Genomic DNA, 19,063 nt, shown 5'->3' on the forward strand with positions numbered 1-19,063 from the left:
ACCCGAAATAAATGGCCACAAAGGGAGGAACCGGGAATGGCTGGCAAGAAGATATTGATGCTCGTTGGCGAGTTCAGCGAGGAATACGAGATTTTCGTCTTTGAACAGGCCATGCATGCCGTTGGCCATACAGTGCATGTCGTTTGCCCGGACAAGAAGGCGGGCGATGTGCTGAAGACATCGCTGCACGATTTCGAGGGCCACCAGACCTACACCGAGAAGCCCGGACACGATTACATTCTCAACAAGACGTTTTCCGAGGTGGATCCGGCCCAGTACGATGCCGTCTACGCGGCAGGCGGGCGTGGTCCCGAATACATCCGTATCGACAAGCGCGTGCAGGCGCTGGTGCGGCACTTCCACGAGACAGGCAAGCCGATCTTCACCATCTGCCATGGCGTGCAGATCCTGATCGCGGTCGACGGCGTGGTGCGGGGCAGGGAAGTGGCGGCGCTTCACTATTGCGAGCCGGAAGTCACGCTGGCCGGCGGCATCTATATCGACGTCGCGCCGAACGGGGCCCATGTCGACGGCAATCTCGTTTCGGCCAAGGGCTGGCCGGGCCTGTCCAATTTCATCCGCGAATGCCTGAAGGTGCTGGGCACGGAGATCCACCATGGCCAGATCCTGATGCGCGACGAGCGGCAAGCGGCCTGAGAAAGGTTGGGAAATACCGCCGCGCTGGCGCGGCGGTATGCTCTACGCCGCCATCCGCGCTTCGCGGAACGACACCAGTTTGTGGCTGCTTTCGTCCCACAAGGCCAGTTTGACGCAGCGCAGGCTCTCGAGGAGCGTGACGCGGCCGATGCCGCGCAACTCGGGATAATCCCGCAGCACTTCCTGCAGCCGGTAGCCGGGCACCTTGGCGGAGAGGTGGTGGACGTGGTGAACGCCGATATTGCCGGTGAACCAGTTCAGCACCGGCGGGAGGTCGTAATAGGACGAGCCATGCAGGGCGGCGCGCTGGAACTCCCATTCCTCATCCTTCGCCCATTCGGTCTCCTCGAACTGGTGCTGGACATAGAACAGCCAGATGCCGGCCGAACCGGCGAGAATGACGATCGGCAGATGGACGATCAGGAACGCGCCGGGGCCGATGACCCAGATGAGGATGGCCGCGGCAAGCGCGATGCCAAGATTGGTGGTCATTGACGACACCCAGGGCGTCAGGCCGCCGCGCATCATGCCGATAGGCAGCCTTTGCGAGAAGATGAACAGCCAGATCGGCCCCAGGCCGAACATCACCAGGGGATGACGGTAGAGGCGATAAGCCAGGCGACCCCGCCAGGACATCCGCCGGTATTCGGCGACGGTCAGTGTCCTAATGTCGCCCATGCCGCGTTCGTCGAGATTGCCGGCGCTGGCATGATGGGTGGCATGGGCACGCCGCCAGCAGTCGTAGGGGGTGAGCGTCAGGATTCCCAGCGCCCGGCCGATCCAGTCATCGGCAATGCGATTGGCAAAGAAGGAGCCATGGCCGCAATCGTGCTGGATCATGAAAATCCGCACCAGGAAGCCGGCCGCGGGCAGGATCAGCACCAGTCCCCACCAATGACCATAGGCATAGGCAGCGGAAGACAGAGCCCACAGCGTGGCGAAAGGAACGAGGGTGATGGCGAGTTCGAGTGTGCTACGCCGCCTGTCAGGCTTCTTGTAGCGCGCCAGGATCTTGAGCCAGGCACGCTTGCTGTTGGCAGCTGCCTCGGGGGAAATCATGTTCATCAGGAAGCATAGGCAGGGTGCGCCGCCACCGCAAGCCAGGGATCACGCAAAGTTACTGTGCGTAATTGTCGCGTAAGGTCCGGGCGATCCTACTGCCGTCGCCAGCCGGCGTCGCCATCCTCGACCCGGTCGAGATGCTCGAGCAATTGCTCAAATCTGTCCGGAATGTCGGGTTCGATGCGGAAGGCTGGCAAGGTGCGCAGAAAGCGCGTCACTGCCTCGGCGCCGAACTGGCGCCGAACCTCCGCAGCGAGCCTTTCTCCTTTTTCAAGCTTGTTGCGGGTCATCATTTCAAAAATCCTGCGTCGGCTCCGAAACTCCCCCAGCAGCGGAATGGTTCCCACATCACCGCCTCGTGGCAAGCAAAGCCGGCAAGTACGGTAAAATTTGAATTAAAATCGAAGCGTCCCCACCGTGCTTTCCTGGTCGGGTCGCAGGCGCCTGCGGTCGCTTTCCCCTTGATTTTTGGCCTGCGAACCTCGATATCGGGCACAAAATCCATGCCATTCGAGATGACGGGAAACGGCGATGAGCGACCAGGCAAAAGACGAACGCACGCCCAATGAAGCCGAGGCGGCCGAGGCCAATGCCGAGCGCACGGAAGGCAGCACCGATGGCGACTACGAAGCGCTTGTGCGGCTGCTGAAGGAAAATGAAGAGCTGAAGGACCGCGCGCTGCGGGTCGCGGCCGAGATGGAAAACCTGCGCCGCCGCACCGCGCGCGACGTGCATGACGCGCGCACTTATGCGGTGGCGAATTTCGCCCGCGACATGTTGTCCGTGTCGGACAATCTGCGCCGCGCCCTGGATGCCATTCCGGCCGAGGCCAAGGCATCGGGGGATGCCGGCTTCAAGGCGCTGATCGAAGGCGTCGACCTGACCGAGCGCGCCATGCTGTCGGCGCTGGAGCGGCATGGGGTCAAGAAACTCGCTCCCGAGGGCGAGAAGTTCGATCCCAATTTCCACCAGGCAATGTTTGAAGTGCCCAATCCCGATGTTCCGGCCAACACCGTGGTCCAGGTCGTGCAACCGGGCTATTCGATCGGCGAGCGGGTGCTGCGCCCGGCCATGGTCGGCGTCGCCAAGGGCGGTCCGAAAATCGCCGCCGACGCGCCGGTCGAGCCAGGGCCGGTCAATGAGCAGGCCGAGAAGGATGCGTGATTAGTGGGGTAGCGATAGAGAGTTGTGAGTAGCAGGGACCGGGCCGGGGAGGCGCCTGCTTCGCCAATTGCCATTCACTACTGACTGCTTCACTACTCACTCCATGAACCCGATCGCTCTCCTCGACTATGCCGGCGTTGCCGTCTTCGCGGCGACGGGGGCGTTGGCGGCGTCGCGCAAACAGCTCGACATTATCGGCTTCCTGTTCCTGGCCAGCGTCACCGGCATCGGCGGCGGCACGCTTCGCGACGTCATCCTCAATCTGCCGGTTTTCTGGGTCGCCAACTCCAGCTACGTGCTGATTTGCGCGGCGGCCGCTGTGCTGGTTTTCTTTGCCGCGCACCGTATCGAATCCCGCTGGAAATGGCTGCTCTGGCTCGACGCCATCGGGCTGGCCGCTTTTTCGGTGATGGGTGCGGCCAAGGGACTGGCCATTACCGGTTCGCCGGTCGTCTCCGTCATCACCGGCGTGCTCACCGCCACGTCCGGCGGTATCCTGCGCGATCTGCTGGCCGGCGAACCCTCGGTGCTGCTGAGGCCGGAAATCTATGTTACGGCCGCTCTCACGGGCGCTGCCATCTTCACGGCTGGCGACGTCACAGGATTGCCGCCGATCGTTTCAGAGCTGGCCGGCTTCGCCGCGGCGTTCGCGGTTCGCGGCGGCGCGCTCCGTTTCGGCTGGACCTTTCCAGCCTACAAGAGCCGGCCCGGCCGGCGGCCGGAAGACATTCCGTGAGGAGAGGGAGTAGGGGAGTGGTCAGTAGTCGCCGAAGCGCGAATCGTGTCGTCTTGACTACTGACTACTGCCTAATCGCTCACGCGGCGAAGCGCTGCGCTTCCCCGCCATAATAGTTGACGTAGCGGGCACCGATCTCCTTGACCGGCATCACGACGAAAATGTCGACCGTGGAGAATTCGCGGTCGATGACGCAACCATCGCCGATGCGAGCGCCGACCCGCAGATAGCCCTTGACCAGAGGCGGCATCGCCGCGATCGCCGCCTTGGTGTTGACCGCCTCGATTGGCATCAGGTCCATGGAGCAATAGCGCCCCGACACAGCGCGCACGTCCCAGGCCGAGTTGGTGCGGCAGTGATGGGCAAGATAGGTGAGCGCCTCCGCATGCGCGGCCGGCACGGTGCCATGGAACGAGGCGCAGCCGGTCATCACCCCGATCTCGTAGTGATTGATGTAGGCCCAGATGCCTTGCCATAGCGCTTCGATGGTGCGCTTCGAACGGTATTCCGGCAAGACGCAGGAACGGCCGAGTTCAAGGAAACGCTGGCTGGGATGGCGGGCGATGAGCTTGGTCAGCTCGAATTCGCCTTCGGAATAGAAGCCTCCGGCGGTTGCCGCGATTTCTTGCCGCAGCAACCGATAGGTGCCGACGATGCGACGGTGCTCAGGGCCGGAAAGCGTGGTGTCGAGGACGAGCAGATGGTCGCAGAGCGGGTCGAAGCGGTCGGCGTCGCGGCGGTCCTGCGCCTGGAACAGATCCTTCCTGGCGCCAAGCTCGTCATAGAATACACGGTAACGCACTTCCTGCGCGGCCGCGATCTCGGCCTCGTTGCGGGCGAGCCGCACTTCGAGATTGCCGATACGGCCGAGCGCCGCGCCCTTTATGACGGAATCGACATTACGTCCGGCGAGCAAGGCGCTGCTGGCGTTCGGCCGAGTGTCACATTCCGGCATAACTGTATGCACGAGTGATTCTCCTTCGAGCCATCCCTCTTGGCACGGGGATACGGTGTAGGTGCAACAGGATTGTGACAGTACCGTGATACGGCGTCGCGGGCAATACTTCGTCGGCTGGCGAAAACGGTCAACCGGCTACGTTGCGTCACAAGACCCCAGGCGCGTCGCGTTCGCGGGCGCCGAAAATGGGCTGGTTTTTGGCGGCCTTGACCAGCCACGCACCCGGAAAAAGCTGGCTCAAGCGGCGACCTGGCCCTCGACGGCACTGACCAGCGCATCGGGGTCGAGCGGCTTGGTGACGAAGCCGCTGGCGCCGTGGGCGAGCACCGCATGGCGGGTCTTTTCCTGGCTGTCGGCCGACAGCACCATGATCGGCACCGGCGGCACGGAGGCCTCCTCTTCATGGCGGCGGATCGCGGCAATGGCGTCCAGTCCGTCCATGACCGGCATATGAAGATCCATCAGCACCACGTCGAAGCGGTGCTTGTGGCCGGCACCGGTGACCGCCTCGACGGCGGCCTTGCCGTTGCCGACCACCTTGACGCGATGCCCGGCCTTCAACAGCGTCGCGCGGGCCAGCATGGCATTGATGTCGTTGTCCTCGGCGATCAGCACGGACAGGCCCTGCTGGCGTTCGCCTGAGGCACGAAGCGCCGGTGCGCGGCGTTTTTCCGGCTGCGGCTGGGCTAGGACCGGTGCGTGGCTGCTCAAAAGGACACGCAAAAGTGTTCCTCCGCGCACTGGCCGGGCAAGGAAAGTCGCGTAGCCGCTGGCACGAAACTCGCCCAGCATGCCGCGGTCGGTGGGTGCGATCAGCGTGACGGCTTCGCAATCGGAAAACCCATGCTGGCGAAGCCGCTTGAGCAGCCTTCCGTCACTCTCTTCCATGGCCGCGTCGACCAGAAGCACGTCGCAGCCGTCGGCAAAGGATGCGGCCTGAGCCACGGTGGTGGCGATTCCGGCCGCTCCGCCATTGGAGCGGATGGTGCGGGCGATGGCGTCGGCCTCGACGGTGTTCTTGGAGACGATCACGGCGCGTCGTCCGGCAAGCGCGTTCAACCGGCCCTGCGGCGGCTCGGTGGCTGATGTGGCGGGAATCTCGAAGACGAATTCCGATCCCTGGCCAAGCCGGCTGGAAACCGAAATCGTGCCGCCCATGGCGGCCACCAGGCGCTTGGAGATGGCAAGTCCCAGTCCAGCACCGCCATGCGTGCGCGTCGAGGTGCCGTCGGCCTGCTCGAACTCCTCGAAGATGCGCTCCATGTCCTCGTCGCGTAGGCCGGGACCGGTATCGGCGATGGTGAAGCAGATGCGGTCGCTGGTCTCGGTTCGGGCGCGCGCTACGCTGACCAGCACGCCGCCACTGTCGGTGAACTTGATGGCGTTGCCGATAAGGTTGAGCAGCACCTGCCTGACCCGGCCCGGATCGGCGGTGATCAATTGCGGCACATCCGGTTCGACATGGCAGCCAAGGCCAATGCTCTTGGCAAAGGCGCGCGCGGCCATCAATTCGATGATGTTGTCGGCGATCTCGCGCACCGACATGGGCTGCGGTTCGGGATCGAAGCGTCCGGCCTCGATCTTGGAATAGTCGAGCAGGTCCTCGATCAGGGCAAGCAAGGCGCTGGCCGAGGTCGAGATGGCGCCGACATAGGTCTGCTGCTCCGGCGAAAGGCTGGTGTCGGCGAGCAGCCTGGCCATGCCCATGATGCCGTTCATCGGCGTGCGGATCTCATGGCTGACGGTGGCGAGGAAGCGCGACTTGGCCTGGCTCGCGAATTCGGCCCGCTCGCGCGCGGTGATCATGGACGATTCTGCGCGCTTGCGTGCTGTGATGTCGCGGGCGATGGCTCGATGCGAAACGGCACCGCTGTCCTTTTCGCGCACCGACAGCTCGATCCAGGAGAACCAGCGCGGGCCCGTCGGCGTGCGGATGGCAACGTCGGTGGAACTCAGGCATTCATGATCCGAGAAAGCCGCATCGGGAACGATACCGACCTCGATGCCGAGTTCGGCCAACGTCTTGCCGGCAAGATCGCGCGGATCGGTTTCGACGAGGTCGGCGAACACCTTGTTGGCGTAGACGATGTAGCCGTCGCGGTCGCGATGGATGACGAGATCGCCGAGCGCGTCGATGAGACCGCGAAAGCGCTCCTCGCTTTCCTGCATCTCCCACATGCGGTCGGCCAGCGTCTCGATCTCGGCGCGGTTGCGGGCGGTGGTTTCGTCGAGCAGGACCGCGGTGCGGCGTACGCTGCGTCTGGCGCGCAGATGCATGGCCAGGCCAGCAAGGCCGGTTGCCAGCAAGGCAAGGCTGATGAAGACTGGCGCCCCGGTCAGGGATGAGAGGCCGGCCAGCAGCATGACGGCAACGAAGGTCAGGATCGGCAGGCCTTCGCGCTTGGCCGGTTGCTGATCAGGGACCAGCGGCGGCGCGGCGATAAACCGCCGCGCCGATACCGGCGGTTGCGCCGATGCCGCATCGATGTCGTCGCCGGCGTCGGCCTGTTGGCTGTCGGATTCCGCGATCATGCGAAATCCTTTGCCAGACAGAGATTATGGAAAATTGCGGGGGATCGTTCGAATTTTAGCGGATCGGGCGTTTTTGGCCCGGCGGCGACGGATTTGCCAGCCAATGTGGCAATTCCGCCCGGCGCCTGCCACCCCTGAGCCGGGTCACATGTCGACGACGACGCGGCCACGGATCTTGCCGTCGACGATGTCGTGTGCCGCACCGATGATGCCGTCGAAGCCGATGGTCGTGGACAGGCTGGCGAGCTTGTCCACATCGAGATCGGAGCCGATGCGCCGCCAGGCCTCGAGGCGCACGGCTTTCGGCGCCATCACCGAATCGATGCCGAGCAGGGAGACGCCGCGCAGGATGAAGGGGGCGACACTCGACGGAAGATCCATGCCGCCGGCCAGGCCGCAGGCCGCGACCGCGCCGCCATAGGAGGTCATCGACAGCACATTGGCCAGCGTGTGGCTGCCGACCGAATCGATGCCGCCGGCCCAGCGCTCCTTGGCCAACGGCTTGGCGGGTTGGTTGAGCGCGTCGCGCGATATCACCTCGGCGGCGCCGAGGTTGATCAGATAGGGGCTTTCGGCGTTGCGGCCGGTTGACGCGATGACATGGTAGCCGAGGCTGGACAGGATCGAGACCGCGACCGAACCGACGCCGCCGGCAGCACCCGTCACCACGACAGGTCCGCGCTCAGGCAGGATGCCGTGCCGCTCCAGCGCCATGACGCAGAGCATGGCCGTGTAGCCGGCGGTGCCGACCGCCATGGCATCATGCGCGCTCATGCCTTCCGGCAGGGGCACCAGCCAGTCGCCCTTGACGCGGGCGCGCCCGGCATAGGCGCCGAAATGGGTTTCGCCAACACCCCAGCCATTCAGGATGACCTTGTCGCCCTTGCGCCAGTCGGGATTGGAAGAAGAGATGACGGTGCCTGCAAGGTCGATGCCCGGCACCAGCGGCCATCGACGGATCACCGGCGCCTTGCCCGATATCGCCAGTCCATCCTTGTAGTTCACCGTCGTCGCCTCGACCGCGATGGTGACGTCGCCCTCCATCAGATCGGCGTCGGTGAGATCGGTCACGGCGACCGACTGTTTTTTCTCGGCATCGCGCGAAACGAGGATGGCTTTGAAGGTTTCGGTCATCTTTTTCTCCGCGAACTTGCTCGGCGTGACTGTGCGGCGATGGCCGCGCGGGGTCAATCCTCGGAAGGCTTGGCGTTCGGAGGCGTGGGTTCACGCCGCCAGCCGATGAGTTCGTCGAAGACGACCAGGGCCGCGCCCACCGAAATGAAGGCATCGGCAAGGTTGAAGACGGCGAAGGACCAGACCGGCGTGTGGAACAGGATGTAATCGATGACGTGGCTATAGACGGCGCGGTCGATCAGATTGCCCAGCGCGCCGCCGATGATCAGGGCAAAGCCGGTGCGGGCGATGACATGGCCCGATGGCGTGCGCGTGGCGAGGTAAAGCACGAAAGCGACGACCAGCACCGCGATGACAACCAGGCCGATGTCACCGAAGGAGGAGAACATCGAGAAGGCGATGCCGGTGTTGTAGGTGCGAAACAGCGCCAGGAAGGGCAGGAGGTCGAGCTTTTCCTGGAAGGGCAGTCCGGCTTCGACCCGCGTCTTTATCCACTGGTCGAGCGCGATGGCCACGATGACGAGCAGCGCGTAGGGAGACCATGATTTCACGATTGGGCAACCCTCATTGCTGGTCCGAAATTGGTTCGAGCTTCAGCGCGCCGCGCCGGATCTCGAACAGCATGATGCCGGTGGCGACCGCCAGATTGAGCGAATCGGCACGGCCCGCCTGCGGAATCCTGAGCAGCCTGTCGCAGCTTGCCGCCAGGCTTTCGGGCAGGCCCTGCTGCTCATTGCCCATCATCAGCAGCACCGGCCCGCGGGAAAAATCGACCGAGCGATAGTCGACCGCGCCTTTCAGATGCGTGCCGGCAACCAGCCCTGAAAAGCCGCCACGCCAGGCAAGGAATGCCTCCGTAGTTGCCTTGGCCACCGGGATGGCGAAGATCGACCCCATGGTGGCGCGCACCGTTTCCACCGAAAACGGATCGGTGGTGTCGCCGACCAGGATGACGCCCTTGGCGCCGACGGCATCGACGGTGCGGATGACGGTGCCGAGATTGCCGGGATCGCGCACCCGGTCGAGCGCCACCCAGACATCGCCATTGTCGGCACGGATGTCCTTCAGGGCCAGGAATTTCTGCGAGAAGACGCCGACCACCATTTGCGGATTGTCGCGGCGGGTGATGGCGACAAGCACCTTTTCCGATACTTCGAGCACGGTGCCCCCGGCGGCGACCGTGCGTGCCGCGACCTTTTCCACGGCCGCGTTGCCGCGTCCTGCCTTGGCGAAAACCAACGTCCTGATCTGCCAGCCCAAGTCGAGCGCATCGATGACCAGCTTCAGCCCCTCGGCCATGAAGGCGTTCTGCTGGTCGCGGAATTTCTTCAAGGCAAGTGCCTTGATGTCCTTGACCAGCGGATTGGCAAGGCTGGTGACTTCCTTCACCTGACCGGGCGCGCCGGCATGCCGTTCGTTCATGTCAGGCCACCCAGCGCGAAAACAGTGACGTCGAAAGCGCCCGGCCGGCGGACTTTTCACGGATGATCAGCTCACCCGATTCAACCTTGCCGCCCATGCCGGCGAACGTGTCGCGCACCAGAGCGTGGATGGCGAAGAAGGAGGCACGGATCGAATAGGCGGTCAGCACCACGGCAAGCGGTCTTGGGGTCAGGATCGAGCGACAGAGGTCCGTCAGATCGGGAAGATCTTCGAACAATTGCCAGACCTCGCCCTTGGGGCCGCGGCCATAGGCCGGCGGATCGAACAGGATGATGTCGTAGCGGCTGCCGCGACGCTCCTCGCGCTCGGCGAACTTGACCGCGTCGTCGACGATCCAGCGGATCGGCTTGCCGCCAAGTCCGGATATCTCCTGGTTTTCGCGAGCCCAGCCGATCGCCTTCTTCGAGGCGTCGACATGGGTGACCTCGGCGCCGGCGCGCGCCGCCACCAGCGAGGCAAGGCCGGTATAGCCGAACAGGTTGAGTACCTTGACTGGCCGCCTGGCGGCCGCGATCAGCCCGGCCATATGGTCCCAGTGCGACGCCTGCTCGGGAAAGACGCCGACATGGCGAAACGAGGTGAAGCGGCCGAGATAGTCGATGCCGTCATGCTTCATCGGCCAGGTTTCGCCGAGCGGCGTCCTGGGAAAACGCCAGCGACCGATGCCTTCCTCGTCGGTGTCACCGGTGAAGATCGCGTCGGCACGCTCCCAGTCCTTTGCCGGCAGAGCTTTCTGCCAGATCGCCTGGCCCTCGGGCCGCACGATGCGGTAGGGGCCATATTGTTCAAGCTTTTGTCCCGCGCCGCTGTCGAGCAGCGCGTAATCCGCGTTGGGTGCCACTTCGAGGATTACCGGAAGTTGCTCAGCGGGCAGGACGCCGTCGCGACGGGCAAGGTTGCGGGGCGTGGATTTCGGTGCGGGCTGGTCCGGCTTCAGGTCTTGCCGCGGCCTGAGCTCCGGCCTGGCCACGCCGCGGCCTTCCGGTGGACGCGATTGCGCGGCTTCGCCTTTACCCGGCTGGTGCGGGCGGCCGTCGCGGCGTTTGTCGCGAAAAGACTTCAAGAGACAGCTTCTCCGGCGGTTCGGCCCGCTTCTGCCACAGCTATGCCCATCTGCGCAACAAACCCGCGCGACATTGCGACTGCGCGATTGGGGCAATTGCGGCGATTGCGGATGGCTTAGCCGCCACGCCCGATCGAAAGCAGTGCGACAACCAGCGAAACGAAGCCGGCAGCCTTGGCCGCCGTGACGGCCATGTGGCCGGTTTCCCAGCGCAGCCGTATGGCGTCGAAATTGTCTGGAATCGGCCCTGGCACCCAGGTGGCGAGAACTTTATTGGCCGGTTTGACGAGAACGAACCAAAGTACGAGGGATAGCGCATACAGCAAGGTGGCGGCGAGTGCGAACCAGAACGCCGACCGATCTTGGCGCAGCAGCCACGCCAGCAGTCCCGGGCAGATGATTGCAGCGACATCCAGCGGCGCGCCAATGATTGCGAAGAGCAGGAACTGGCCGTTGAAAACGGTGGCCTCGCGCCAAAGCGCCGGGGACCATCGGGTGAGCCGGGGCACCGATTCCAGGACATGGGCGAAGGACGGCCCGAGGCTGAGCGCAGCGATCATGGTGGCCAAGACAGACCAGAACAGCAGGAAGCCATATAGTCGCATGACGCAACAACGGTTCCGGGCCGAAGCCGTTCCGAACGGCCGCACTTGCCATTGCCGCGGCCCCAGCCCTATCGTTTGGCACTCCGGCACTGCGGGCCGATTAGCGGGCAAGCGTTGGCCGACGGACAACTGGCCAATTAGGAACAGAAATGAGCGCGTATTGGATCGCCGTGGCGTCGGCCGAACATGTCCGGCGCGGCCGCAAGGGCGGCTTCATGCAGGTCAACCATGGCAAGGCGGCACCGCTGCGCCGCGTCAGGCCCGGTGATGGCATTGTCTATTATTCGCCGACCACGGTTTTGGGGGAGAAAGACGGTCTGCAGGCGTTCACGGCGATCGGCATGGTGCGGGAAGGAGACCCCTATCAAGGCGACATGGGCGGCGGCTTCACACCGTTCCGCCGCGATGTCGACTGGGCGCAGGCACAGGAAACGCCGATCAAGCCATTGCTTGAGAGGCTGGAGTTCACCTCAGGCAAATCGAACTGGGGTTACCCGTTGCGCTTTGGCTTGTTCCCGATCAGCGTGGCCGATTTCGCTTTGATCGCGCAGACGATGGGCGCCAAACTCGCTTCGACTAGCCCCTGAGCGCCTTGTAGACGGCAATGCCGGCGGCCAAGTCCTCCAGCGCGGCACCGACCGACTTGAACAGCGTAATCTCGTCCGGGCTGCCGCGACCTCCCTTTTGGCCGCGCGCCAGTTCGTGCAGGTCGGCGACGATGGCTTGTGGTTTCAGCACGCCTGAGGCCAGTGGCTGGACGATGTCGCCGGCTTCCTTGGTGGCGCCGGCACGGGTGTCGACATAGACGCGGGCGCGCATGATCGCGTCGTCATCGCTTTCGCGCATCGCAGGCGTAAAGCCGCCGACCAGGTCGACATGGGTTCCGGGCCGCAGCAACGTGCCCTTGATCAGAGGCGTGGTGGTGATTGTCGCCGAGGAGACGATGTCGGCCTGGCCAAGCTCGGCATCGAGATCGGTCGCGACGCTGGCCGCGAAGCCCTCGGCGCGCAGATCGGCCGCGACTTTCTCGGCGTTGGCCGGGGTGCGGTTCCAGATGCGGATGGTCTTGATTGGCCGCACGGCGCTGTGCGCCTTGGCCAGGAAGGGCGACAGCGCGCCGGCGCCGACCACGAGCAGCCGCGAGGCATCGTCGCGGGCGAGATAGGACGCCGCCAGCGCCGAGGCGCACGCCGTGCGCCACTGCGTCAGCCGCTGGCCGTCGATCAGGGCTTCCGGCTCGCCGGTGCTGCCATCGAGCAGGAGATAGAGCCCCATCACGGCGGGCTTGCCGACGGCGTTGTTGTCGGGCGAGACGGTGACGATCTTGACGCCGATATGGCCGCCGGCGGAACGGCCCGCGGCGTGAAAATCGGTCCATGCGGGCATCAGCAGCAAGGTCGACGCCGCGCCGTCAGGCCTTTCGACCGTGTGATGATGCCTGACCGGCTGCACCGCGCCCTCGCGAAATGCCGTGCGCAATGTCTCGACCAGTCCAGGAAAGGTCAGCGCACGATCGACCTCAGCGGCCGAAATGGTCAGCATGAAAAGCTCCGTGAAAAGAAACGCGCCGACCTGCGGCTCAATTGGTCGGCTTCGGCAACGCCGACCCTTGGGCCGGTGCTTGGGCTGATGCCTGCGGCACCGAGGGCGTGCGGCTGACTGCCTGGCGCAGGTTTTCGGCCTCGACACCGCGCTGGCGCGCCAGTTTGCGGTAGTGGCCCTGCTTCACCCATGTCGCCAGGCTGCCGACGACCATGCCGATGGCGAGCGCCAGGAACAGGAAGATGAACAGCGGCAAGGTGAGCGTCAGCTTCGGATTTCCGGGATTGAACGGGTCCAGCGTGAAGGCGACGAGTTCGCGGTTGGCGACTGCCAAAGCGATCAGGATGATCGCCAGGGGCACGAAGACCACGATGAGTATGAAGCGATTGAGCATGATGTTTTCCGTCGCAAGCGGGCCGATAAAGCCGTCCAGCGCTGACGCGCCTACTTGCCGCCGTTCAGCCTTTCACGCAACTCCTTGCCGGTCTTGAAGAACGGCACCCATTTCTCCTCGACCTCGACGGATTCGCCGGTGCGCGGGTTGCGGCCGGTGCGGGCAGGTCGGTTCTTCACCGAAAAAGCGCCGAAACCGCGCAATTCGACCCGGTTGCCCTCGGCAAGCGCGTCGGTGATTTCATCGAAGATCGCGCCGACGATGTTTTCGACGTCGCGCAGGAAAAGATGCGGATTGCGCGTGGCAATAATCTGCACAAGCTCGGACTTGATCATCAGACGGGTCCCCGTGAAAGCAGTTCGGCCAAAATTATCAGGATGATTTTATTTGCTTTTTCAGCTGTCCCAACGCGTCTCAAGGGTGCCAGACGGAAACGAGACCGTCAAGAAACAAGCGGTCGGCGCCAAGTTCATGGATCACGTCGCCGCCGGAGTCCGGCAGGCCGAGCGCGCCGGCGATCGTGCGTGCCATCGCCTTCGAGAACAGGAAACCGCCACGCCGTTCCGTGTCCTTCCAGTCGACCACCTTGAGCTTGGCATCGACACCCTTGGTCGCCAGCCAGTCGATCGCCACGGACTCGCCGCCGACGGCGTCGATCAGCCCGTTGGCAACACCCTGGCGGCCAGTGAAGATCGAACCGTCGGCCAGCGCCAGCGCCTGTTCGTGGGTCATCTTGCGACGTTCGGCGACGATGCCGACGAACCAGTCGTAGCTGTCCAGAATGAGCTTGCGGACCATGGCGCGCTCGTCGTCATTGGTCGGCTTGAAGGGCGAGGGTGAGGCTTTCAGCGGCGAGGACTTGACCTCCTCCAGCTTGACGCCGAGCTTGTCCATCAGGCCGCTGACGTCGGGATACTGGATCAGCACGCCGATCGAGCCGACGATCGAGGTCTTGCGGGCGACAATATGGTCGGCGGCACTGGCGATCATGTAACCCGCCGACGCGGCGAGCGTGCCGACCTCGGCCACGACAGGCTTGTCGGCGGCCAGCTTGCGCACCTCCTCGTAGATCGATTCCCCGCCGACGGTGGTGCCGCCAGGAGAATCGACCACAAGGATCACGCCTTTTACTTTCGGCGACTGGCGGATAGCCTCCAGCCGCTTGATCAGTTCGTCGTCCTCGGTGATGGTGCCTTCGATCCTGACCTTGGCGATGTGGTCGACGGCGGAGCCGCCGAAATCGTCGCCATAGAACCAGGCCGACACCGCAATCACCCCGAGCGCCACGATGCCGAAGGCCGCGACACGCCAGAAAGTCAGCTTGCGCCGCAAGCGGCGGCGGTCGATCAGGTCGTCGGCTCTCAATGCCATCGTCAGCCTCACAGTCATCGGGAAGAGACGCTTTTAGACCATGATGTCTTGATCGGGAAGCAGTTCCGTCCCGCACATGGCGCGGCAATCCGCGCGCGGCGGTCCGTGTTGTCTGTTTTGTGACTGGCCTGTGCGGGCGACGCAAGGTAAGTGGGAAGAACTTCGGTGGTGAAAAAAGACGCAAGGGCGTCTATTTCTGCTATGAAGCACTGGCTGTTGCGCTGACCCGGGTTTCGTTTGTGCACGGCAGCTGTCACATTTTTGCGGTTTTCGTCGGCTTGTGCTTGCGCGAGGGCGCTGGCGTCCCACCTATAGGCGGTGCTCCCGGGGCAGGGTTTTAGAAGAAAGCAGTCATGTTAGCGCGACCGAATGAACCGACCAGCCCGGAGACGGAGTTGGCTCCCCCGGCGGATGACTGGACGCGGGGCGAAGCTTTCGACCGCGCCCAGCGTCATTCACGCCGCGTGCGCGTGCTCAAATTCGCCGTGCCCTTGGCCGCGGCATTGATCGCCGTCGCCTTCCCAGTCTATTCCTACCTCGCCGCGCCCGTTTCCGTCGCGGTGCAGGCCGAAGGCACCGCCTTCTCGAACGGTAAGCTGGTGATGGCCAATCCCAAACTCAATGGTTTCACCAAGCAGAAGCAGCCCTATTCGATGACGGCGCTGCGCGCCATCCAGGATGTGAGCACGCAAGGCATCATCGAACTCGAAGGCATCGACGCCAAGGTGCCGATCGCCCCCGACAATGTCGCGGCGATTAAAGCCTCGCGCGGTACCTACGATCGCGACGGCAATACGATGAAGCTGAACAGCGACGTCACCATCAGCACCACCGACGGCATGCAGGCCAAGTTCAAATCCGTCTTCCTCGACATGGGCAAAGGCACTATGAAGACGGATGATCCCGTCGATGTCAGCCGTGGCGGGTCGCAGATCAGGGCGGATTCGATGTCGGTCCAGGACAATGGCAAGATCCTGGTGTTCGAGAACAAGGTTCGTGTCAACATCGATCCCGCCGTTCTGAAGGCGGCTGAGGCAAAGGGCGAAGAAGCGAATGTGGCTCAATAATTCGACACGGCTTGCGGCCGCAACTTCGGCGCTGTTCCTGCTCAGCCTGGCGCCGTCGCTGGCGCAGTCGGGAGCGGCCAGCCAGGTGTCGGGTCTCAAACTGGCCGGCGACAAGCCGATCCAGATCGAAAGCGACAAGCTGGAAGTCCACCAGGCCGACAGCGTCGCGATCTTCACCGGCAATGTCACCGTCGTCCAGGGGCCGACGCTGATGAAGGCCGGCAAGATGATGGTCTACTACGTCAAGGACCCCAATGCGGGCGCCAAGGGCGCCGAAGCCGCCGGGGCGGCAGCCATGACCGGCTCGGCCAACATCGATCACCTGGAGATCTCCGACAAGGTCTACATCAAGTCGGATCAGCAGGTCGCGACTGGCGATCAGGGCAGTTTCGACATGAAGAGCCAGGTGCTGGTGCTTTCGGGCAAAAAGGTCGTCCTTTCGCAAAACGACAATGTGCTGGTCGGCTGCAAGCTCACCGTGCAGATGAAAACCGGGCTGGCCCAGGTCGATCCATGTGCTGGGCAGCGTGTGCAGATGTCGATCACACCGCCGCCGAAATCGGGAGCGACGAACCCCTGATGGTCAGCCTGTCGTCGCTGACGGCGCGTCTTCCGGGACGGGCCGCAGGCAAGCTTTCGGCGCCGGCCACGGTCGACAAGGCGAAGTTCAAGGGAACCTTGATCGCCAAGGGTCTGACCAAGAGCTACAAGGGCCGCAAGGTCGTCAGCGGCGTCACGCTGGGCGTGCGCGCCGGCGAGGCCGTCGGGCTGCTCGGCCCCAACGGCGCCGGCAAGACGACCTGTTTCTACATGGTCACCGGCCTGGTGCCGGTGGATGAAGGCACGATCGAGATCGACGGCTTCGACGTCACCTCGATGCCGATGTATCGTCGCGCGCGCCTCGGCATCGGCTATCTGCCTCAGGAGGCCTCGATCTTTCGCGGCCTCAATGTCGAGCAGAACATCCGCGCCGTGCTCGAAGTGGTCGAAAAGGATCGCAAGATCCGCGAGCGCAACCTCGACGAACTGCTTGAGGAATTTCACATCAGCCATCTGCGCAAGGCGCCATCCATGTCGCTCTCGGGCGGCGAAAGGCGGCGCCTGGAAATCGCGCGCGCGCTGGCGACGCGCCCGGCCTACATGCTGCTCGACGAGCCCTTCGCCGGCATCGATCCGATCGCCGTCGCCGATATTCAGCAATTGGTGCGTCACCTGACGGCGCGCGGCATCGGGGTCCTCATCACCGACCACAATGTGCGTGAGACGCTCGGCCTGATCGACCGCGCCTACATCATCCACGCCGGCCAGGTGCTCACTCATGGCCGCGCCGACGAAGTGGTGGCAAATCCCGACGTGCGGCGGCTTTATCTCGGCGAGGGTTTTACGCTCTGAGCGTGAAATTTGTTTCCTGATACGATTTTTTGCGCGCCGGCGACCTGTTTTCCGCGATTTTGCTCCGGGATAACGCTCCGGTAAGCGGGTTTTGCTAGGCTTTGCCTTGACAAGCAAAAGCCGGGCCAGTTTCTATGGCCGGCCGTGAAATTGATTTCCGGAAGTTGGGGACGCGTAGAGGAGGCGTTTGAAACCGAACCATGGCATTGGCGGCCAAACTACAGCTCCGACAGTCGCAGTCGCTGGTGATGACGCCGCAGCTGATGCAGTCGATTCGGCTGCTGCAGTTCACCCATACCGAGTTAGAGCATTTCATCGACGAGGAGATCGAGCGCAACCCGCTTCTGGAGCGCGCCGAGCCGCAGGATGATGCCGCGAGCGACCAGGCGCAGAAGCTCGACGTAGAGCCGCAAGCGGCCGCCGATGGCGACTGGTTCGAGAACGAGGCGGGATGGAGTGCCGAAGCCATCTCGGAAAAGCTCGATACGTCCCTGGAAAACCTGTTTCCCGACGATCCCGGCACCAGCGAGCGGTTGGGCCCCGACCTGACGGCGCAATGGAAATCGGCTTCGGGCAGTGGAAGCTCCTCGTCCGAGGGGCTCGACGCCGGCGACATGGCTGCGAGCGGGATCACGCTGCGCGACCATGTCGGCGAGCAAGTCGCGCTCGCCTTCATCGATCCCGTCGCGCGGCTGATCGCCGGAGAACTTGCCGATGGGCTGGACGAGACCGGCTATGTCAGGGCCGACCTGGCGGAGATCGCCGCGCGGCTTGGCACCGACGAGGTGGCGGTGGGCGAGGTGCTGGCGGTTTGCCAGACCTTCGAGCCGGCCGGCCTGTTTGCCCGCGACCTCGCGGAATGCCTTTCGCTGCAGCTTGCCGTGCGTGACCGTCTCGATCCGGCCATGAAGGCCCTGGTCGCCAATCTCGAACTGCTGGCGCGCCGCGATTTCCAGACGCTGAAGCGGCTCTGCGGCGTCGACGAGGAGGATTTGCTGGACATGCTGGCCGAAATCCGGGCGCTCGACCCGCGGCCGGGCATGGCGTTTTCTGGCGGCGCCAGCGATGCGATCGTCGCCGATGTCGAGGTGCGGGCGGCCAATGACGGCAGCTGGACCGTCGAACTCAATGCCGAAACGCTGCCGCGCGTGCTCGTCGACCACATCTATTTCGCCCAGGTGTCGCCGCACGCGAAGAACCAGGCGGAAAAGGATTTCCTGGCCGAGTGCCTGCAGAACGCCAACTGGCTGACACGGAGCCTCGACCAGCGGGCCAAGACGATCCTCAAAGTGGCCTCGGAAATCGTGCGCCAGCAGGACGCCTTCCTGGTCCATGGCGTGCGCCAGCTGAAGCCACTCAACCTGCGCACGGTGGCAGACGCCATCGGCATGCACGAATCGACGGTCAGCCGGGTGACCGCCAACAAATACATGCTCACCCCGCGCGGCGTGTTCGAGCTGCGCTATTTCTTCACGGCCTCGATCGCGGCATCGGGTGGTGGCGATGCGCATTCCTCGGAAGCGGTGCGTGATCGCATCAAGCAAATGATCGACGAGGAGAAGCCCGTCGATGTGCTGTCGGACGATGCTATTGTCGACATGCTCAGGGAAAGCGGCGTCGATATCGCCCGGCGCACGGTCGCCAAGTACCGGGAGGGCATGAATATTCCCTCGTCGGTACAGCGCCGGCGCGAGAAACGGGCGCTCGCCAGCGCCGGCCGCTAGGCGTTCACGATTTCCACAGCTTTCAAGTTTCATTGACAAGCCACGGTGAAGTGGCTAGAAGCCCGCCCGCATGAGACGGGCTCGATGCCCGCTAGCGGATGGTCCGTCACGACAATGACCCGGGACGGTCAAGAAGGCGGCTTGTGATCAACCGGAAAGTTCGGATTTAAATCGGCGCGAGTGACGCCGCAAAGCTTGTGCGCACGGATCACGAGTATA

21 protein-coding genes are annotated in these 19,063 nt (G+C 63.8%); 8 read left to right on the forward strand and 13 right to left on the reverse strand.

Annotated features, from left to right (window positions below; all coding sequences use genetic code 11):
• Positions 1-36: 36 nt before the first annotated feature.
• Complete coding sequence (locus LB557_RS19810) at positions 37-657, forward strand: DJ-1/PfpI family protein (RefSeq protein WP_224642487.1); 621 nt, start codon at positions 37-39, stop codon at positions 655-657.
• A gap of 42 nt (positions 658-699) precedes the next feature.
• Here LB557_RS19810 and LB557_RS19815 read toward each other — a convergent pair whose 3' ends face one another.
• Both LB557_RS19815 and LB557_RS19820 read right to left on the reverse strand, forming a co-directional pair.
• Positions 700-1,722 (reverse strand): fatty acid desaturase, encoded by a 1,023-nt coding sequence (locus tag LB557_RS19815; RefSeq protein WP_140713196.1) that lies wholly within the window; start codon positions 1,720-1,722, stop codon positions 700-702.
• Positions 1,723-1,811: 89 nt separating this feature from the next.
• Complete coding sequence (locus LB557_RS19820; RefSeq protein ID WP_023781176.1) at positions 1,812-2,012, reverse strand: hypothetical protein; 201 nt, start codon at positions 2,010-2,012, stop codon at positions 1,812-1,814.
• Positions 2,013-2,250: 238 nt separating this feature from the next.
• Here LB557_RS19820 and grpE point away from each other — a divergent pair, with 238 nt between their 5' ends.
• Positions 2,251-2,883 (forward strand): nucleotide exchange factor GrpE, encoded by a 633-nt coding sequence (grpE, locus tag LB557_RS19825; RefSeq protein ID WP_015315702.1) that lies wholly within the window; start codon positions 2,251-2,253, stop codon positions 2,881-2,883.
• A 103-nt stretch (positions 2,884-2,986) separates the two neighbouring features.
• On the forward strand, positions 2,987-3,619 hold the full coding sequence (locus LB557_RS19830) for a trimeric intracellular cation channel family protein (protein ID WP_140618884.1): 633 nt from the start codon (positions 2,987-2,989) through the stop codon (positions 3,617-3,619).
• A gap of 79 nt (positions 3,620-3,698) precedes the next feature.
• Here LB557_RS19830 and LB557_RS19835 read toward each other — a convergent pair whose 3' ends face one another.
• The 7 genes from LB557_RS19835 to LB557_RS19865 all read right to left on the reverse strand — a co-directional run bounded on the left by LB557_RS19835 (position 3,699) and on the right by LB557_RS19865 (position 11,354).
• The gene (locus LB557_RS19835; RefSeq protein ID WP_041163320.1) at positions 3,699-4,574 is read right to left on the reverse strand and encodes a GNAT family N-acetyltransferase; all 876 of its coding nucleotides are present in this window, start codon (positions 4,572-4,574) and stop codon (positions 3,699-3,701) included.
• A gap of 240 nt (positions 4,575-4,814) precedes the next feature.
• Complete coding sequence (locus tag LB557_RS19840) at positions 4,815-7,109, reverse strand: PAS domain-containing hybrid sensor histidine kinase/response regulator (protein ID WP_140823893.1); 2,295 nt, start codon at positions 7,107-7,109, stop codon at positions 4,815-4,817.
• Between the two features lie 144 nt (positions 7,110-7,253).
• Positions 7,254-8,243 carry an MDR family oxidoreductase gene (locus LB557_RS19845; RefSeq protein ID WP_140721152.1) on the reverse strand — a complete coding sequence of 330 codons (990 nt, stop codon included), beginning with the start codon at positions 8,241-8,243 and terminating at the stop codon, positions 7,254-7,256.
• 53 nt (positions 8,244-8,296) lie between these two features.
• Entirely contained in the window at positions 8,297-8,794 is a 498-nt protein-coding gene (gene lspA, locus LB557_RS19850; protein WP_015315707.1) for a signal peptidase II, read from the reverse strand.
• 13 nt (positions 8,795-8,807) lie between these two features.
• Complete coding sequence (locus LB557_RS19855; protein WP_015315708.1) at positions 8,808-9,665, reverse strand: TrmH family RNA methyltransferase; 858 nt, start codon at positions 9,663-9,665, stop codon at positions 8,808-8,810.
• 1 nt (position 9,666) lies between these two features.
• A complete protein-coding gene (locus tag LB557_RS19860; RefSeq protein ID WP_224641210.1) occupies positions 9,667-10,749 on the reverse strand; it encodes a class I SAM-dependent rRNA methyltransferase in 1,083 nt (360 codons plus the stop codon).
• A 116-nt stretch (positions 10,750-10,865) separates the two neighbouring features.
• On the reverse strand, positions 10,866-11,354 hold the full coding sequence (locus LB557_RS19865; RefSeq protein WP_140661705.1) for a DUF1772 domain-containing protein: 489 nt from the start codon (positions 11,352-11,354) through the stop codon (positions 10,866-10,868).
• Positions 11,355-11,503: 149 nt separating this feature from the next.
• Here LB557_RS19865 and LB557_RS19870 point away from each other — a divergent pair, with 149 nt between their 5' ends.
• Positions 11,504-11,941 (forward strand): EVE domain-containing protein, encoded by a 438-nt coding sequence (locus LB557_RS19870; protein ID WP_224641208.1) that lies wholly within the window; start codon positions 11,504-11,506, stop codon positions 11,939-11,941.
• On the opposite strand, the gene LB557_RS19875 is transcribed toward LB557_RS19870, so the two are convergent.
• The 4 genes from LB557_RS19875 to sppA form a co-directional block, all read right to left on the reverse strand.
• Positions 11,931-12,896 (reverse strand): ornithine cyclodeaminase family protein, encoded by a 966-nt coding sequence (locus LB557_RS19875; protein ID WP_224641206.1) that lies wholly within the window; start codon positions 12,894-12,896, stop codon positions 11,931-11,933. The two genes, LB557_RS19870 and LB557_RS19875, sit on opposite strands and share 11 nt — an antisense overlap.
• A gap of 37 nt (positions 12,897-12,933) precedes the next feature.
• The gene (locus LB557_RS19880) at positions 12,934-13,290 is read right to left on the reverse strand and encodes a DUF1049 domain-containing protein (RefSeq protein ID WP_224596142.1); all 357 of its coding nucleotides are present in this window, start codon (positions 13,288-13,290) and stop codon (positions 12,934-12,936) included.
• 50 nt (positions 13,291-13,340) lie between these two features.
• On the reverse strand, positions 13,341-13,625 hold the full coding sequence (locus LB557_RS19885; protein WP_006200394.1) for an integration host factor subunit beta: 285 nt from the start codon (positions 13,623-13,625) through the stop codon (positions 13,341-13,343).
• Between the two features lie 79 nt (positions 13,626-13,704).
• The gene (sppA, locus tag LB557_RS19890) at positions 13,705-14,661 is read right to left on the reverse strand and encodes a signal peptide peptidase SppA (RefSeq protein WP_224596145.1); all 957 of its coding nucleotides are present in this window, start codon (positions 14,659-14,661) and stop codon (positions 13,705-13,707) included.
• A gap of 353 nt (positions 14,662-15,014) precedes the next feature.
• On the opposite strand from sppA, the gene lptC reads away from it, so the two are divergent.
• The 4 genes from lptC (at position 15,015) to rpoN (ending at position 18,844) form a co-directional block, all read left to right on the forward strand.
• On the forward strand, positions 15,015-15,728 hold the full coding sequence (lptC, locus tag LB557_RS19895) for an LPS export ABC transporter periplasmic protein LptC (protein ID WP_140661709.1): 714 nt from the start codon (positions 15,015-15,017) through the stop codon (positions 15,726-15,728).
• Positions 15,715-16,308: an LptA/OstA family protein gene (locus LB557_RS19900; RefSeq protein WP_015315716.1), complete on the forward strand. Its 594-nt coding sequence runs from the start codon at positions 15,715-15,717 to the stop codon at positions 16,306-16,308. Before lptC ends, LB557_RS19900 begins: the two co-directional genes overlap by 14 nt.
• A complete protein-coding gene (lptB, locus tag LB557_RS19905) occupies positions 16,308-17,120 on the forward strand; it encodes an LPS export ABC transporter ATP-binding protein (RefSeq protein WP_140713210.1) in 813 nt (270 codons plus the stop codon). Before LB557_RS19900 ends, lptB begins: the two co-directional genes overlap by 1 nt.
• Before the next feature lie 200 nt (positions 17,121-17,320).
• Positions 17,321-18,844 carry an RNA polymerase factor sigma-54 gene (gene rpoN / locus LB557_RS19910; protein WP_224641204.1) on the forward strand — a complete coding sequence of 508 codons (1,524 nt, stop codon included), beginning with the start codon at positions 17,321-17,323 and terminating at the stop codon, positions 18,842-18,844.
• The last annotated feature ends 219 nt before the right edge of the window (positions 18,845-19,063 follow it).

Origin of the sequence: Mesorhizobium sp. BR115XR7A, assembly GCF_020165315.1 — a bacterium.
GTDB lineage: Bacteria > Pseudomonadota > Alphaproteobacteria > Rhizobiales > Rhizobiaceae > Mesorhizobium > Mesorhizobium australicum.